The 14,432-nt window shown below is 59.8% G+C and carries 18 protein-coding genes; 9 read left to right on the top strand and 9 right to left on the bottom strand.

Annotated features, from left to right (window positions below; genetic code table 11):
- Window positions 1–73: 73 nt before the first annotated feature.
- The 7 genes from Q7J44_RS09940 to Q7J44_RS09970 all read right to left on the bottom strand — a co-directional run bounded on the left by Q7J44_RS09940 (window position 74) and on the right by Q7J44_RS09970 (window position 5,486).
- A complete protein-coding gene (locus Q7J44_RS09940; protein ID WP_304879406.1) occupies window positions 74–1,240 on the bottom strand; it encodes a lytic transglycosylase domain-containing protein in 1,167 nt (388 codons plus the stop codon).
- A gap of 4 nt (window positions 1,241–1,244) precedes the next feature.
- Window positions 1,245–1,454, bottom strand: a complete 210-nt coding sequence (locus tag Q7J44_RS09945; RefSeq protein ID WP_304879407.1) for a hypothetical protein — start codon at window positions 1,452–1,454, stop codon at window positions 1,245–1,247.
- A complete protein-coding gene (locus Q7J44_RS09950) occupies window positions 1,451–3,847 on the bottom strand; it encodes a type IV secretion system protein B4 (RefSeq protein ID WP_304879409.1) in 2,397 nt (798 codons plus the stop codon). The genes Q7J44_RS09945 and Q7J44_RS09950 overlap by 4 nt, the downstream gene beginning before the upstream one ends.
- Window positions 3,837–4,115 (bottom strand): type IV secretion system protein VirB3, encoded by a 279-nt coding sequence (locus tag Q7J44_RS09955; protein ID WP_304879411.1) that lies wholly within the window; start codon window positions 4,113–4,115, stop codon window positions 3,837–3,839. The genes Q7J44_RS09950 and Q7J44_RS09955 overlap by 11 nt, the downstream gene beginning before the upstream one ends.
- A gap of 9 nt (window positions 4,116–4,124) precedes the next feature.
- Window positions 4,125–4,415 carry a TrbC/VirB2 family protein gene (locus Q7J44_RS09960; RefSeq protein ID WP_304879413.1) on the bottom strand — a complete coding sequence of 97 codons (291 nt, stop codon included), beginning with the start codon at window positions 4,413–4,415 and terminating at the stop codon, window positions 4,125–4,127.
- Window positions 4,412–4,990: a lytic transglycosylase domain-containing protein gene (locus tag Q7J44_RS09965; protein ID WP_370692989.1), complete on the bottom strand. Its 579-nt coding sequence runs from the start codon at window positions 4,988–4,990 to the stop codon at window positions 4,412–4,414. Before Q7J44_RS09965 ends, Q7J44_RS09960 begins: the two co-directional genes overlap by 4 nt.
- A gap of 130 nt (window positions 4,991–5,120) precedes the next feature.
- Complete coding sequence (locus tag Q7J44_RS09970) at window positions 5,121–5,486, bottom strand: hypothetical protein (protein WP_370692986.1); 366 nt, start codon at window positions 5,484–5,486, stop codon at window positions 5,121–5,123.
- A 307-nt stretch (window positions 5,487–5,793) separates the two neighbouring features.
- Here Q7J44_RS09970 and Q7J44_RS23300 point away from each other — a divergent pair, with 307 nt between their 5' ends.
- From Q7J44_RS23300 to Q7J44_RS09990, 4 genes are all read left to right on the top strand, one after another.
- On the top strand, window positions 5,794–5,952 hold the full coding sequence (locus tag Q7J44_RS23300) for a hypothetical protein (protein ID WP_370692987.1): 159 nt from the start codon (window positions 5,794–5,796) through the stop codon (window positions 5,950–5,952).
- 500 nt (window positions 5,953–6,452) lie between these two features.
- A complete protein-coding gene (locus tag Q7J44_RS09980) occupies window positions 6,453–6,794 on the top strand; it encodes a hypothetical protein (RefSeq protein ID WP_304879417.1) in 342 nt (113 codons plus the stop codon).
- A 234-nt stretch (window positions 6,795–7,028) separates the two neighbouring features.
- Window positions 7,029–7,871, top strand: a complete 843-nt coding sequence (locus Q7J44_RS09985; RefSeq protein ID WP_304879418.1) for a hypothetical protein — start codon at window positions 7,029–7,031, stop codon at window positions 7,869–7,871.
- A 99-nt stretch (window positions 7,872–7,970) separates the two neighbouring features.
- Entirely contained in the window at window positions 7,971–8,102 is a 132-nt protein-coding gene (locus Q7J44_RS09990) for a hypothetical protein (protein ID WP_304879419.1), read from the top strand.
- Window positions 8,103–8,439: 337 nt separating this feature from the next.
- Here the strand turns inward: Q7J44_RS09990 and Q7J44_RS09995 are convergent, their stop codons facing one another.
- Together Q7J44_RS09995 and Q7J44_RS10000 are read right to left on the bottom strand one after the other, a co-directional pair.
- Window positions 8,440–9,192: a sulfite exporter TauE/SafE family protein gene (locus tag Q7J44_RS09995; protein WP_304879421.1), complete on the bottom strand. Its 753-nt coding sequence runs from the start codon at window positions 9,190–9,192 to the stop codon at window positions 8,440–8,442.
- Between the two features lie 50 nt (window positions 9,193–9,242).
- Window positions 9,243–9,698, bottom strand: coding sequence for a hypothetical protein (locus Q7J44_RS10000; protein ID WP_304879423.1), 456 nt, complete (start codon window positions 9,696–9,698; stop codon window positions 9,243–9,245).
- Between the two features lie 571 nt (window positions 9,699–10,269).
- Here Q7J44_RS10000 and Q7J44_RS10005 point away from each other — a divergent pair.
- From Q7J44_RS10005 to gdhA, 5 genes are all read left to right on the top strand, one after another.
- Window positions 10,270–10,569, top strand: coding sequence for a DUF1127 domain-containing protein (locus Q7J44_RS10005; protein ID WP_304879424.1), 300 nt, complete (start codon window positions 10,270–10,272; stop codon window positions 10,567–10,569).
- Window positions 10,570–10,839: 270 nt separating this feature from the next.
- Window positions 10,840–11,304, top strand: coding sequence for a hypothetical protein (locus Q7J44_RS10010; RefSeq protein WP_304879426.1), 465 nt, complete (start codon window positions 10,840–10,842; stop codon window positions 11,302–11,304).
- Window positions 11,305–11,449: 145 nt separating this feature from the next.
- Entirely contained in the window at window positions 11,450–11,869 is a 420-nt protein-coding gene (rnk, locus tag Q7J44_RS10015; protein ID WP_304879427.1) for a nucleoside diphosphate kinase regulator, read from the top strand.
- 89 nt (window positions 11,870–11,958) lie between these two features.
- On the top strand, window positions 11,959–12,900 hold the full coding sequence (locus Q7J44_RS10020) for a DMT family transporter (RefSeq protein WP_304879429.1): 942 nt from the start codon (window positions 11,959–11,961) through the stop codon (window positions 12,898–12,900).
- A gap of 152 nt (window positions 12,901–13,052) precedes the next feature.
- Complete coding sequence (gene gdhA, locus Q7J44_RS10025) at window positions 13,053–14,408, top strand: NADP-specific glutamate dehydrogenase (protein WP_304879431.1); 1,356 nt, start codon at window positions 13,053–13,055, stop codon at window positions 14,406–14,408.
- The last annotated feature ends 24 nt before the right edge of the window (window positions 14,409–14,432 follow it).

The following is a 14,432-nucleotide window of genomic DNA, read 5'->3' on the forward strand; positions in this document are numbered from 1 at the left end:
ACGGGACCTGCAAAAGCGAGGCCAAGCGCAAGTGTCGCGGCACCGGTGGCAAGGGAACGGGACAAGCGCTTGATCATCGCAAACTCTCCAAGGTGAAATCCATGAACTGCCGCTCGGCCGCTTGCGCGGCGGCCATGGCGATTTGTTCCTCGCTGAGGGGCTGGGTGTGAGCGGCCTTGATCCGGGTCCGGATCGCGACCAGCCGGGCAAGTTCGGCGCGCGCGTAGGTATTGAGCGCGATGGCCTCGTGCAGGTCTTCAGTCTCGCCGATGCGGCGGATGATGTCTTGAACCCGCAGCGCGGCCGCTTGGACGGAGACCAGCGAATAGTCGCCATAGACGCCTGCGCCATGGGCCGAGAGACTGAAGCTCGCGTTCGCCAGAAGGACTGGATCGATCGTGCCGAGCGCATCGATGCCGCTCACGGCGGCGAGGTAGCTGTTGTATTGCTGCGGTATCACGACGACGTAGTGCTGGGTCTCTGCGAAAGGTGGGACGCCGCGGTAGTCCTGCACGTTGCCAGGGCCCGCGTTATAAGCCGCAAGTGCGTGGATGATGTTGCCATCGAACATGTTCAGCATCTGCGCGAGGTAGCGCGCGCCGCCGGTGACCTGCAGCCAGGGGTCGTCATAGTAGGCCGGGTAGATCCCGAGATCGCTCGCAGTGCCCGGCATGATCTGCGTGAGGCCGAAAGCTCCCGCGGGGGAGCGCGCACCAATCTGGAACCGGGTTTCCTGCCAGATCAGCGCCTGCAGTAGGGAGCGCCACTGCACAAGCGACAACCCCGCGCGGCTTACGCCTGGTAGTCCGTGGGTGGCGCGCGCGGCGCGGATGATCAGCTCCTCGATCCCTTCCCGGGCATCGCCGAACATCCGGGCTGCGGCCGGGTTGTTGTCCTCGGGCGCGTAGAGGCTGGCGGCCGCGCTTTCGACGTCACCAACCACGCCCTGCCCCGCCTCTAGCCTGGCCACGGTGCCTGCGACATCGCCGGACCCCAGGGACATCGCATCCATCAGCCCTTCGAGGGAGGCGAGCTGCTGGCGCTCGATCTCGGCCAGCTCCTCTTCACGGGTCAGCCGGTCCTGTTGCAGCGCCAGATCGCGATCAGTCTGCTCAAGAATCGCCTGCCGCTCTGCGAAAAGGCGCAGGTCGAAAGTCGGCACGCCCTGGGCGACCGCTGGCCCCACCGTGGGACCTGCCAGTGCAAGACTGACCATGATGCGGGGAAGCCAGTTCCGCATTGGCCTAGCTGCCCGCTCCCAGCATCACGAAATCGCAAGCTGTGTCGCGGCGCGTGATTGTGGCACCCATGGTCGAGATCGTCGCGGTCGCCGACTGCGCGGGTGCGTCGCGAAAGTTGAAGCAGTTGGCCGCTGCGGGGTTATGCTGCGCACAGGCCGTCAGGGTCAGGCCGAGGCCAAGCAGCACGGCGCTGCGCATGATGGTAAGGGTCATGTCACTCTCCAGAAATCAGGGCGATCACGGTAGTCAGGGCCGACAATGGCCTCGCCCTTCTCCATGCCGCCGAGGATGGTCACGAGGGGGCCGAGGGCGCTGAGATCGGCGTCGATCACCACCGCGCCCCGGTCATCGCGGACAAGCGCCAACCGCGAGGCGGAGCCGACGCACAGGAGCACGTCGAGTTCTTTCTCGCTGAGGCCGAGCATGGCGTAATCGGCGGCTGAGGCGCGGATGTTGGGCAGAAGCACCTGGGTTGGCACTGCTTCCACGATGGTCTTGCCGGTGCGTGTGCGCTCGAGCTGACTGGCATACTGGGTCATCATCACGACGACCGCGTTCTGCTTGCGCGCTGTCACCAGCCAGTTCGAGAGCCGCTCCGCGAAATACGCATTGTCGAGCGCCTTCCACGCCTCGTCGATGACGATGATCGTGGGTTTGCGGTCTTCGATCACTCGTTCGACCCGGCGGAAGAGATAGGAGAGGACCGCCATGCGTTCCCGCTCGCTCTCGGAATCGAGGATGCCGGTCAGATCGAAGCCCGCGACGTCAGTGTCGGTGCTGCTCCCGATTTGGAATGTGTCGTCTGCGTTCGCCCCGAAGATCCAGCCATAGCGGCCCTCGGCGGTCCATTCCTGCATCCGCTCGAAGAGATCGCCGTCGTCATCGGTCGAGACGAGGAGCGAGGCAAAGTCTGACCAGTTCCTGAGCCCTGCATTGGCGGCGCTCGCATTCTGGCGCACCACCTCCTGCAGGCGGTTTGTCTGCACAGGGGTCAGAGGTCGGTCACGGCGCTCGAGGAGGCTTGCAAGCCAGTCGGCCAGCCAGGCTTGACCGCGCGGATCGATCTCGGTGTGGAGGGGATTGAGCCCCGTGGGCCGTCCGGCTCGCACGGTCGAATAACTGCCGCCAAGGGCACGGACGGCCATTTCCATTCCGGCGCGGTAATCGAAGACGAAAAGCCGTGCGCCTGCCCGCCGCGCCATGGTCATGAGGAACGCCGCCAGCACGGATTTGCCCGAGCCGGGGCGGCCGAGGATCAGCGTGTGCCCTCCGGTGGGCTCGCGGTCCGGCGCGCCCTGTTCGTGGAAGTTGAAGCGGAACCCGCTGCGCTCCGGCGTCGGGAAGAGCGTGATCGGCACGCCCCAGGGCACTTGCGCGGCCGTCTTGCCAAGCGGCGTGCGGTGGAAGGTGGCGAGATCAGCGAAGTTGTGGTTCGTGATCGCGGCCTTGCGGCTCCGCGCGCCGGTATTGCCGGGATGCTGCGCCATGAAATGCGCCCGTGCCCCGAAGGCTTCTGAGATCAGGTTGATGCCGGAGGTGGCCGAGATGTTGCGGATCTCGGCCGCGATGTCGTCGAGGGCAGCTTGGGTCCGCGCATAGACCGCCACAGTCATGTGGTGCTCGCCGAAGATCAGACGTTTGGATTCCAGATCGTCCTGGGCGAGTTCCAACTCCTGCGCGAGGCTGACCGCCCCGTCATTGGCGGCTTGCATCAAGCGCAGCTGCCGCTTGATCCGGCCCGCCATCATGTTGGCATTGATCGGCACGAAGGAATGCGTGACCACCATGTCGACGGGCAGGTTCAGCTCGTCGAGCATCAGGCTGTCGGTCTTGGCGGGATAGTTCTTCACCGCAAAGATTGCCCCGAGCTTGTCGCCAACGGCACCGTCGGAGAGCGCGATGGTCGTGCCGCGGAAGGTGACGCGGGTATTGGCAACATCCTCGGCGATCACGCCGAGGCGCGATCGCGGGTAGAGCGGATGCTCCTCGCCGGTGTTGAGCGAGCCGAGGAAGCCCAGAAGCTCGCCAGTGCTGGCGGCAAGGAGGCGGGGTTTCAACTCATCGAAGGATGAAAGGAGAAATCCCACGACCTCTTCGAGCTTGCGCAAGCGCCGGGTCGTGTCGGCTGCATGGCGGGCGCGGGACGCGCCCAAGCTGAACGGCAGACGGCTACCCGCCTCGGGGCGCTTCAGCACCGTCAGGGTCAGTGTCTTGTCGCGCAGACCAGATCGACCCAGATGCGCCCGCCAGCGCTGATCGATGGCGGCAGCGAAGCCCTCGCCCGGGATGGGCGGCAGGGTCACGTCGACCGCTTTCGAGACCTTGTGCAGGTAGAATGAGAACTCGGTCCCTACCTGCGCGACGATCCCGGCGAGAAGCCCGCCGATCCGGTCGAGATGGGCATCCTCACTCGTGGTGCTGTTCACCCCTTCCAACCGGATGCATTGCATCAGCTCGTTGCCGCGCGTCCGGATCGTCCGGTCGGTGACAAGGCTGACGTAAGGCAGCATGGACGAGAGCCGCTTCTCGCCCTTGACCCATGCAGGCAGCGCGGTCAGCGGGTCGAGGGCGTCGGCCCCGCCATGGCCAAGTCCATCACGGGGCATAGCTGTCGCCCCCATTGAGCTTGCGGTTTGTTGTGGGCGGGGTTTCCTGCAACGTGATCACCAGGACGTCGAGGAAGTTCGGATCCCAGTCCGCGGCTTTCCAAAGCGCCGGCCAGGCCAGCCCCGCGAAGACGGCCACCACCCAGCTCTGCACCCAGAGGAACAGGAGCGTCGAGCCGAAGAGCCACACCATGGCGTACATGATCGGCAGGCCCATCAGCTTGGGTGGCCTCAGAAGGCCGATGAACACGCGGGACTGGTCGGACATCGGTTTTGCTCAGGTCGTCCAGATGGCGGCGACGATGGTGGGCGCCGCGGCGATGCCCGCGATCGCAACCACGACCCAGAGCGCCTGGCGGAAATCGAGGATCCCGAAGAGCCAGGAGAGGAAGACGCCAATCAGCGCGAGCGTGCCGATCACGATGCCCAAGGGGCCAGTGATCGCATCCACGATGCCCTGCAGCAGCGTCTGCACGGGCGATAGGTCAATGCTTTGGGCCAGCGCGGGGCCAGCCAGCACGATGAGAGCCATCGCGCCGAGCGCGACAAGGGAAGATTGGGACGTCACGAAAGGTCTCCTCTCAGCCGCTGGAACACGGCTGTCACACGGGCCACATGGCCTTGGGTTTCTCGAAAGGGGGGAATGCCGCCGTGGCGGGTGACCGCATGGGGACCGGCATTGTAGGCAGCGAGAGCCAGCGCGGGATCGCCGAACTGCTCGAGCATCATCAGCAGGTAACGCGCCGAGCCATCGAGATTCTGGGCGATGTCATGGGGGTCAACGCCGAGATCGCGCGCGGTGTCGGGCATCAGCTGGCCGAGCCCGATGGCACCGACGGGGCTCAAGGCGCCGGGATTGTACGCGCTCTCGACCTCGATATTGGCGCGGTAGAACAGCGCCCAATCGGTGACCGACAGACCAGCCCCGCGAAGAGCATCGTGGCTGCCGTAGCGTAGCGCCGTGATCTCGATGGCGTGGAGGATTCCGGGGGAGGCGCGGACCGCACGCGGGGCTGCTGCTGCAGCCGCCGTCAGATCGCTCAGGGGATGATCATCCCCTTGGGACTGCGGTGCTGCAAAGAGAAAGAGGCGATCTGGAAGAGGCTCAGTCTGAGCATCGTCGTCGCCGCTGAACGAGCGCAAGGTGTTCGCAGTCTCGGCGTTGTCGATCAGTCGGCCATCGGGGCTAACCTGGAAGATAAAACCGTCGGCAAGGGCCGGGGGCGCGGAACAAACGCCTGTACCCAATGCAACGACGAGCGCAAAAGCGCGGTCAGTTGTCCTTGACCAGAACCGGGCCGGTCCGCGGCTCGGACGTGCGCCCTGGTGCTGCGTGACGTTCGCGGGCACCTTCAATGAGCGGGATGCTGGCGGTCGTGCAACCCATGTCGGCAAGGAAGCTGACGAGGCCGACGATGGTCTTGAAATCGCGCAGCTTGAGGACGCTGCGGCTGGTGACGAGCATCTTGTCGTCGCGCCCGTCCGGGGCAACGGCCCGGATGACCCAGGCGCCGTACCAACTGTTGTGGCGCTTCTCGGCCCCTTCCTTGCAGACCACCTCGATGAGGTAGCCTTCGGCAAGGAGGCCGCGCAGTCCGTCTTCTGTAACCACATTCGGGGCTTCTTCTATCATGGCCATCCGCTTCAGGTCCCTTTTCTGCCTGGGTGCAGTCTCGGGCCCACGGAGTCGCAACACCGTGGGCGATACAAGACAACATGAACGATAGCAAGACAATTAAAACGACTTGACGAGGATCGCCTTGCTCCAATAACGGTGATATCTAACGAAAGAACAATATTAAAGGCGGCAGAGGAGTTTTGCCCTGCAGATTTTGAATGCGTACAACACGCCCCTTGTGCTGGTGATCAACCTGCTTGTGGCATGGGGTCCGGCGCAGGCCTGCACCGCGCCGGAGCGGCCGTTTCTGCCCCAGTCCAGGGCAGACATGCGCATCTACGCGGATCTGATCCGGTGGGATTTCGAAATCTACATCGCAGATGTGCAGAACTACTTCCGCTGCTTGGACGAAGAACGCGCGCGGGCCTTTGTTGAGGCAAGGGAGGTTGCTGAGGAGTACGGGCAGTTCGTCCGTATGGTCGAGTGACTGGCACGGTCATCAAAAGAGCAGATGACGGACATTCAGATGATCGAAGTAGGGAAGTACCCGGGCTTCCACCGCCGCAGAGCCTGAAAGCATCTGTGTTGAATGCGCCCCTTTAACAAGAAAATATTATTGATATCATTAATGTTGTTTTGTATCACGACGCAGCAATAGAAGGAGTCGGTAACTTGAAGCATATGTTTCGCGGTGTCGTGGTCGTCGCGGCCTTGGGTGTCTCGGGCATCGTGGCTGGGTCCAAATCAGCTCAGGCCTATCAAGTTGACTGCGCGATCCTCCTTTGTCTTTCGGGAGGGTGGCCTGCATCCCCACCTTGTGCCCATGCCCGGGCAGTCTTCATCCAACGGATCACACCTTGGCCAATCGAGCCGCCTTTGCAGATATGGCGCTGTCCTATGAGAGCCTCGTTCAATGCTCCCAGCCCTCGTTCATCGATGGAGCTTCTCTACGACATAGCCTTTAGGAGAGATCGGCCAGGCCGCTTGATGTCTGAGCCGTCACGCATCGTGCCGGTCCAGTCGGATGAACAGGCAGACATCGATATTTCGGGGGCTTCTTTCGACTTCGTTCGCAGCATTCGTGTTTACCATATCCAGTTCAGCCAGCGAGAAAACAGGGACGGCGATTGCATTCGCTCGGATTGGACCCGCCTCGGTTCCTACGGAACACAAGGTGACTATCGGTGGACCCGTTCGAGCTTTGGAGAGGTCCCCCTGGCATCCAGGCTTCCCCGCTCTGATGACTGCAGATCCGTCAGCTATCGCTCCGTCTTTGTCGATTGGCGGGATCATGCCGGCAACTACGGCTTCGAGGAGGTTCGCTACTGAAATCCGGCAGGGCCGTGTTCTGCGGGCCTCATCCTCTTAACCCCTGCATCTGACCAGATGCACAGCCTCGAAAAGGAAACGACGCCAGCCCGTGAAGCCCGACGCCGCCTGAGGAAAGCTTTAACGCGTATCCTCTAGCCATCGTCCTACTTTTGCGTAACCGGCAAAGTTGTTTTGCTGGCAGAATTAGTTTTGCCTCATGGCATGGTGTTGGTCTCTCAGGAGAAACAGACCATGGAACCTACGACCGGCCTGATCCTGCGACGGATTACCCAAACCGATCTTTCCGTCTCTGCCCACAAACTCGCAACGATCATCCTCGACGGTATTGCTTGGAAGGACGGCTACAACGGACTTGAGCGCGGCACTGCGGCGTTCACGCTCGCTGCACTGGCAGAGAAGATGGCCGTTTCGCGGCAGTACCTGACTGTTCTCTTGAGCGAGCTGGAAGCATCCAAGCTCAAAGTTGAGCGCAGAAAACCCAACGGCAAGTATGCCCCTTGGTTGTTTCGGTTTGCCGGGGTGCTGGACGAGAGCCATCACCATGATGGCATGTCAGATGGAGGCGACACATCACTATCTAAGGAAGACTCTAACAAAACTATCTTTACGGGTCGTATCAACATAAATGAAGACAGCAACGTGTTTCGAACCTACTGGGCCGAGCTGATCAAGGCTGCAAAGACCGCCCTGCCCTGCTGGAATGTTGATACGCAGGTGATCTGGGAGCGGTTTGTGGCGTTCAACCGTGCGCGTGGCCAGGAAAGGGTTCCGGCGGGCTTCCTGTTAGGCTTTATGCGCCGGTGGCGCACCTCACCCGGCGCTGTCGCCCGCCCACAAGAAGTCGCTATATCGCAGCGGGTGATGGATCCAAGCAAGCGCGAGCTACATGATCAGATCAAGGCGGCTCCAAGCTCGAACCGGCAGTTTCACGCGTCTGACCTTTGCCGCCGGATCGGTCACGCCGCATATGAAGCGCGTGTCCAAGAAGTCATTAGGCAATTTGGCTGTCTGAGGTTTGCCGCAACTCTTGCCGTTCATGGACGGGCTGTACTGGCGGGGGAGATTTCGCGGTAACAGCGATCTGGATGCCAATCATTACTCTGGCCTTTCCTGCCCAAACGTCTATGCTCGCAAGGCCGTCAATTTGAGACGGTGCTCAAAAGGATGAAGATCATGGCCAAAGGCATGACCAAACGACGACGTGACGAAAAGAAGCCGAAGAAAGAAGTCGTGAAAGTGATCGCAGCCGCACCCAGCATGAAGAATGCCGTTGCCATAACCACCCCTAAACTCAAGTCCAAGTGATACGACAGGTCGGCGGCCCCTCCGGGCTGACCTGTCAAGATCGACCATTGACCGGAGATGCTGCCGACCTGGCCTTTGTAGGCCTGGGGAAGGCAATTTACCCAATATAGCGATTATCAAAGCACAGAACCTGCCACGCAGTCTGTATTGTGCAATTTTGTCGCTGAGCTTGATACTTCTGAACCAATTTTGCAGAAATCTGTATGCGCCCCGACACGTTGAAAGGCTGCATCCCAACCATACCTAATCGCATTCTTGAAAGGAAATCGGGTCTTTCCTTTGCGTTGCAAATCTTTGAGGTGGCTGCAAGAACTCCCGACGTCTCGACCGATAACCCTCAAGCCGGGGTGATCAGACGCCAAAAGAATATAGCGCTCATCCCGAACCCCACCGTTGCAATAACCCCGCGGACAACGGATTTCGGAAGCGCTCGAGCCAACGGAGCGCCAGCATAGCCCCCGGCAGTCGCGGCAATCATCATGACCACGGCTTGTGGCCAGGCGACCAGTCCAGCTGCGGCAAATACCGCAACCGAGATCGCCGATAGCAGAAAGCTCAGCCCTGACTTCAGGGCATTCATGCGGTCAAGGTCCGTCATGCCCCACAGCGAGAATAAAGCGAGGAGGACGATACCAAGTCCACCGTTGAAATATCCACCATAGAGCGCCACCGCAAACAGCCCCATGGCACCTTCCGACGACACCTCGCGCGCCTTGGCGGCGGCCCACTTGCGGACCCTGTCACCGAAGAGAAAAGCAAGAGTCGCTCCAAGGAGCAGAAATGGCACCACCAAGGAAAAGGCCTCGTTCGATGACACCAGAAGTAATCCGGAGCCGACCAGTCCCCCAGCCAGGGTAATTACTACCAGTCGCAAAAGCCGTTTGCGATCAAACGCCTGCAACTCGTGCCGAAAGCCGACCGCCCCACCCAGATATCCGGGGAAAACAGCGACTGTGCTTGTTGCGTTGGCCATTACAGGTGGCATGCCCGTGAACACGAGCGCCGGAAAGGTCAGGAAGGTTCCGCCACCCGCAACCGTATTCAGGATCCCTGCGCCAAAGGCCGCGGCGATCAACAAGATCATTTCCATCTACATCTTCTTTCATGAGGCGGTTCCCGTGTCATCCATCGGGTCGCGTTTCAGGCTGGCGGGATGGTATCGAGGACAAACAGAGACTTTACTGTCCCGTCGTCGCACAACAGCGGGGCACGTTGTCCGCTGCGCATACCGATAAGCGTGGCACCGAGCAGCGAAGCCACCAGAATGTTTTCGCTGGACGAACCACCGCGATCCTCTTGATGAACAAGCAGACCAGTCTTAAGCGCACCACCATCAACCGCATACGTGATGAGGCTGCCGCCTATGACAATGTCGTGCTCTACCGGGACCGGAACTGGTTTGGTATTGAAGATCTTGCTTTGCAAAGCATAGGCCAGCAAAGTCCATGATGGCGCACGGCTTCGTTCACATGCCTCAAGATGGCCCTGTAGAAGTTGGTGGTCTTCTTCCGGCAAGACCTGTTGATCTCGCGATCTGAGTTTCTGGGTCGCAAGAGAACGGATGTTGACTGTCTGAAGTTTTGAACCTGGTGCCATGACTTTTCCTCGGACGGCTTGCCGTCGGACGCTTTTTCAGAAAAACGAGGAGGCCCCGGGACGTTCAGTCAGCGCGCAAACGCTTGAACCGCCCGGGGATAAGGGCGGTTCAGCAGAAGGAACCGGAAGTGGTTTTCATGCGACACCATGCATCGACGTTAGAAACGCTATCAGCACAAGTCAATCCGTGCGCGCCCACCGGAACCCGCCCTGCTTCATATATGTCAGAACGCGTCCAAGATCGGCGCTTTCGTGCCGGCCCCGTAAGGCTTTGAGATATCCCGGGATTGCAAACGTCCTCGCGAAGGATCATATTCGCACTATGACAATGTTCAGTTTCCATATGAGGTTCCTGCGTTCCGCAGGAGTTCTACTGAACCGCCGGTAGCCCCGGGCGGAAAGAGCAGTGTTGCTCGAAGCTGCGCCCCGGGGACCTTCCGCAATAGCAACTCTCAATTTAGCAGAGCCAAGCACAGCATTGATGCTGTGGGAAGCCTAACGCCATAATGGGCCGCGCCCAAGCGCACTGCATTGAGAGACATGTTCAGTGGTTTCAGACTTGGAGAAACACATGTCTATCGACATCCGACAAAACCCACCCGACCAGACCGCACGAAGCTCCGTCCAGGAGAAAGAGCCCAGCCTGCTTGTGCAGTGGTGGAACAGCGTCATTCAGACTTGGCAGCGCCGGAAAATGATCGCAGCACTTGGCGCATTGGATGACCATATCCTCAGAGATATCGGCATTCCCCGAGGAGAAATTGAACGCGTGGTTGACGGATTCAATGCGCGCGAGCTGTGCATGCAGCCGGTTGCTCCAGAGGGCGAAACGCAGGATCTGTCCTATGCTGAATTTCGCAGAGCAGCTTGAAATGCCCAATTTGCAACCGGATCCGCATCATTCACTGTCAGTGACGCGTAAGCATCTGTTTATCGATCGGGATCACATCGGGCCTCTTCGACAGTATGCGCACGATTTTTGGATCATGAACCTATTCATCCTGTTTCGGATTATGCGTCAGAGCCGCCCCCAGCCCGGGGCGGTCTGAACGCGCGCAACTTGCGCTGCTGCCCCGGGTCAATCCGTCTCTTCCAATCAACCGAGTTTTAGGGCGGCAGAAATGTCGTCCGAGGGGGAACCATGATCAATTCCGGACAACACCAAAAGACTGAAGACCCAGTTCCGTTTCAAAAAGAAGGCTATGCAACGCTGTGCGATGCGGCAGTCCACTGTGTTCTGACCAAAACCGACCGCCGAGCTCTGGCAGAGCACATCCAGCGGGCGGACAAGGTTGGCACTGGCGCTTTTGCCATGCTGACAAGGCTTCTCAGCCAGAAGCTGCTCTACGCGACTGTTCGGGACGATGACAAAATCAGTGCGGCAGCCGCGGCCGGCGGATCACGTGTGACCTATGCGATTGACGATCTGGAGACGCAAACTGGGCAGTTGTTCCATTACGACGAGTATGCGTTGGGCCAGAATGGTATCCACGTTGGGACACTTTTGGGAGCCACATTGATCGGCATGAAGGCAGGCAGTCGTGCGCCGTTTCTTCAGGCAGATGGTTCGTTCCGGAGCGTGCGCCTTCTGAGCGTGGATCACTAATACCTCCACTGCACACCAGTCCAGCAAGCGTCGGCCTGCCCATGGGTCCTGCTTGCCATCCTCTACTCACCTTCCGCAAGCCTGCGCGCCATTTGAACAATGGCGCGCAGGCGATTTGCCTTCTCACAACAAAGAAAGAAAAGTCATGCCCACATCTTCTCCCACTGCAGTCACTCGATTGCCAAAGATCCATCTCGACAAGACACTCGTGGGCCGCCTCGAGGCTCTCGCCTCTGCCACGATGCGCCGTTCGCCGGAAGTTGGCGAACGGCTGTTGACCGAAATTGCCCGCGCCAAACTGGTCGCGCCAGAGAAACTGCGCGATGATATCGTCACGATCGGAAGTGAGGTCACATATCGCAACCTGAGCACGGACCGCGTTCGCACCGTTATTGTATCCTATCCCGAAGACGCCGATATCGACCAGCAGCGCATCTCTGTCTTGACACCGATTGGTGTGGCGCTTCTGGGGTTGAGCGCGGGCGCGACAATCTCGTGGGTCACGCGTGACGACGAGACCCGCGTCTTGGAGGTTCTGGACGTAAAGCCCCCGGCAGCACTGTGATCCAGATGTGCTGACTTGATACCGCCCCGACAATTTTCACCTATCAACTGACTGCACAAAAACGTCGGTCATTTCCCAAGGGTCTACTCATGTCAGACAACCATGCCTCTCTGCGAGCGCTTCCCGGATCGCAGTTCACTCAAGGATTGATCTGGATGGCGCTGAGCATGGTCTCTTTCATCGCCATGTCAGTCGGCTCCCGGGAAATGGCCACCACCTTGTCCATACAGCAGATCCTTTTCTTTCGCGCACTGGTTGGATTGGGGGTTATCCTTGCTGTGGGGCGGTCCCTCCTGCCCGAGATCCGCCGCATGGAGGCCCTGCCTCTGCATCTCGCGCGGAACACGGTGCATTTCGCTGCCCAGTATTTCTGGACCATCGGCGTGGTTGTGTTGCCTCTTGCTTCCGTATTTGCCCTCGAATTCACGATGCCCATCTGGGTAACGCTGTTCGCGTGGTTGCTTTTGCGTGAGCAAGTGAGCCGATCCCGCCTTCTGGCAACGGTGGGGGGGTTTATAGGGGTGCTGGTGATCGTTCGTCCCGGCATCGGCATGATCGATCCGGCAGCCGGTCTCGTTCTGATCGCCGCGGCCGGATATGGGCTATCCCTCATCATGGTCAAACGTTTGACAGGTCGGTGTTCACCAGGGGCCATTGTGATCTGGATGATCCTGATCCAGCTGCCGTTGGGGCTCATCGCAGCGCTGACCGATTGGCGTCCCGTCAGTCTGACCGATGTTCCATGGATGTTGGTGGCAGGTGTCGGGGCTCTCGCCGCACATTTCTGTCAGGCCCAAGCGCTGAAGCGACTTGAGGCTTCGGTTGTCATTCCGATCGATTTCTTACGCGTGCCCATGGCATCCGTCGTGGGCTTTTACGTTTATGGCGAAGCCATTGACCTGTGGGTGTTCCTTGGTGGTGCAATCATCCTGCTATCAAATCTACAGGCAGTGCTCGCAGAGCGACGTGACGCCACGACAGGGGCACTGGCCGCCGAGCATGCGTTGCCGATCAAGAAGCGGCAGTCTTGACGGCGAGAGATGAGCCTTAGCCTCGGTAGAAAACTCGATGGCCAGTAGAGCAGTGGTTCATTGCGCCAGAATCGACCATATCGTCTTCAAATTGCCGATGAAATGATCTAGTCGATCACAAAATAAGCAAAACTTGCTCCTGAAGGGTCATCATGAACAGCATCGACGAAAAGCTGCAGCCAGTTCTTGCGGAAGTCATCCGCCGGAATGCAGGGGAGCCCGAGTTTCATCAGGCCGTCCATGAGGTGCTGGAAAGTCTGGGGCGGGTGGTGGCCAAGCATCCCCATTACCTTGAACAGGCGCTGATCGAGCGGATCTGCGAGCCAGAGCGTCAGATCATTTTTCGCATTCCGTGGACCGATGATCAGGGACAGGTTCAGATCAATCGCGGTTTCCGGGTGCAGTTCAACTCGGCACTGGGTCCCTACAAGGGCGGTATGCGGTTCCACCCGTCGGTGAATGTCGGGATCATCAAGTTTCTCGGCTTTGAGCAGACCTTCAAGAACGCACTGACGGGCATGCCCATTGGCGGCGGCAAGGGCGGATCAGACTTTGACCCCAAGGGCCGGTCAGATGCCGAAATCATGCGCTTTTGCCAGTCCCTGATGACAGAGCTGCACCGCCACCTTGGCGAACAGACCGACGTGCCGGCGGGCGATATTGGCGTGGGCGGCCGCGAGATAGGATACATGTTCGGCCAATACAAGCGGCTGAACAACCGGTTTGAGGCAGGCGTATTCACCGGCAAAGCGTTGGCCTATGGCGGATCGCGCGCCCGCACTGAAGCCACGGGTTACGGTAACACCTACTTTGTTGACTCAATGCTCAAGACCAGAGGCACCAATTTCGACGGCAAGACCGTGGTGGTCTCGGGGTCTGGCAATGTGGCGATCTATTCGATTGAAAAGGTGCAGTCCTTTGGCGGTAAGGTTATCGCCTGTTCGGATTCGAGCGGTTACATCGTGGACGAGAACGGGATCGATCTGGCCTTGCTCAAGGAGATCAAGACCGTGCGCCGCGAGCGGATTTCCGAATACGCCCGCCGCAGGGGCAATGGCGTGCATTTCATCGCCTCGGACAAAGGGTCGATCTGGGATGTGCCCTGCGACGTTGCGATGCCTTCAGCGACACAGAACGAACTCTCTGGCAAAGACGCCCGCGTGCTCGTGAAGAACGGTGTGATTGCGGTTGGTGAAGGTGCAAACATGCCCTCCACGCCAGAAGCGGTGAAAGTGTTCCGCGATGCCAGCGTGCTGTTTGCGCCCGGAAAGGCGGCCAATGCCGGGGGTGTCGCGACCTCGGCGCTGGAGATGCAACAGAACGCCAGCCGCGACAGTTGGACATTCGAGCAGACCGAAGCCCGGCTGGCCGCGATCATGCGGAGTATTCACGACACCTGCCATGAGACTGCTGACGAATATGGCGCGCCGGGCGACTACGTGCTGGGTGCCAATATCGCAGGGTTCGTACGCGTGGCCGAAGCAATGCGGATGCTGGGTGTGATCTGATTGATGCTGCAGACTGACAAGCGC

The sequence above is a fragment of the Pseudotabrizicola sp. genome (assembly GCF_030656345.1).
Lineage (GTDB): Bacteria > Pseudomonadota > Alphaproteobacteria > Rhodobacterales > Rhodobacteraceae > Pseudotabrizicola.

Bases quoted from the DNA above. Each gene is read 5' to 3' on its own strand.
- Q7J44_RS09940 (WP_304879406.1), bottom strand. From the start codon at position 1,240: ATGCGGAACTGGCTTCCCCGCATCATGGTCAGTCTTGCACTGGCAGGT.
- Q7J44_RS09945 (WP_304879407.1), bottom strand. From the start codon at position 1,454: ATGACCCTTACCATCATGCGCAGCGCCGTGCTGCTTGGCCTCGGCCTG.
- Q7J44_RS09950 (WP_304879409.1), bottom strand. From the start codon at position 3,847: ATGCCCCGTGATGGACTTGGCCATGGCGGGGCCGACGCCCTCGACCCG.
- Q7J44_RS09955 (WP_304879411.1), bottom strand. From the start codon at position 4,115: ATGTCCGACCAGTCCCGCGTGTTCATCGGCCTTCTGAGGCCACCCAAG.
- Q7J44_RS09970 (WP_370692986.1), bottom strand. From the start codon at position 5,486: ATGGCCATGATAGAAGAAGCCCCGAATGTGGTTACAGAAGACGGACTG.
- Q7J44_RS23300 (WP_370692987.1), top strand. From the start codon at position 5,794: ATGCGCATCTACGCGGATCTGATCCGGTGGGATTTCGAAATCTACATC.
- Q7J44_RS09980 (WP_304879417.1), top strand. From the start codon at position 6,453: ATGTCTGAGCCGTCACGCATCGTGCCGGTCCAGTCGGATGAACAGGCA.
- Q7J44_RS09985 (WP_304879418.1), top strand. From the start codon at position 7,029: ATGGAACCTACGACCGGCCTGATCCTGCGACGGATTACCCAAACCGAT.
- Q7J44_RS09990 (WP_304879419.1), top strand. From the start codon at position 7,971: ATGGCCAAAGGCATGACCAAACGACGACGTGACGAAAAGAAGCCGAAG.
- Q7J44_RS09995 (WP_304879421.1), bottom strand. From the start codon at position 9,192: ATGGAAATGATCTTGTTGATCGCCGCGGCCTTTGGCGCAGGGATCCTG.
- Q7J44_RS10000 (WP_304879423.1), bottom strand. From the start codon at position 9,698: ATGGCACCAGGTTCAAAACTTCAGACAGTCAACATCCGTTCTCTTGCG.
- Q7J44_RS10005 (WP_304879424.1), top strand. From the start codon at position 10,270: ATGTCTATCGACATCCGACAAAACCCACCCGACCAGACCGCACGAAGC.
- Q7J44_RS10010 (WP_304879426.1), top strand. From the start codon at position 10,840: ATGATCAATTCCGGACAACACCAAAAGACTGAAGACCCAGTTCCGTTT.
- rnk (WP_304879427.1), top strand. From the start codon at position 11,450: ATGCCCACATCTTCTCCCACTGCAGTCACTCGATTGCCAAAGATCCAT.
- Q7J44_RS10020 (WP_304879429.1), top strand. From the start codon at position 11,959: ATGTCAGACAACCATGCCTCTCTGCGAGCGCTTCCCGGATCGCAGTTC.
- gdhA (WP_304879431.1), top strand. From the start codon at position 13,053: ATGAACAGCATCGACGAAAAGCTGCAGCCAGTTCTTGCGGAAGTCATC.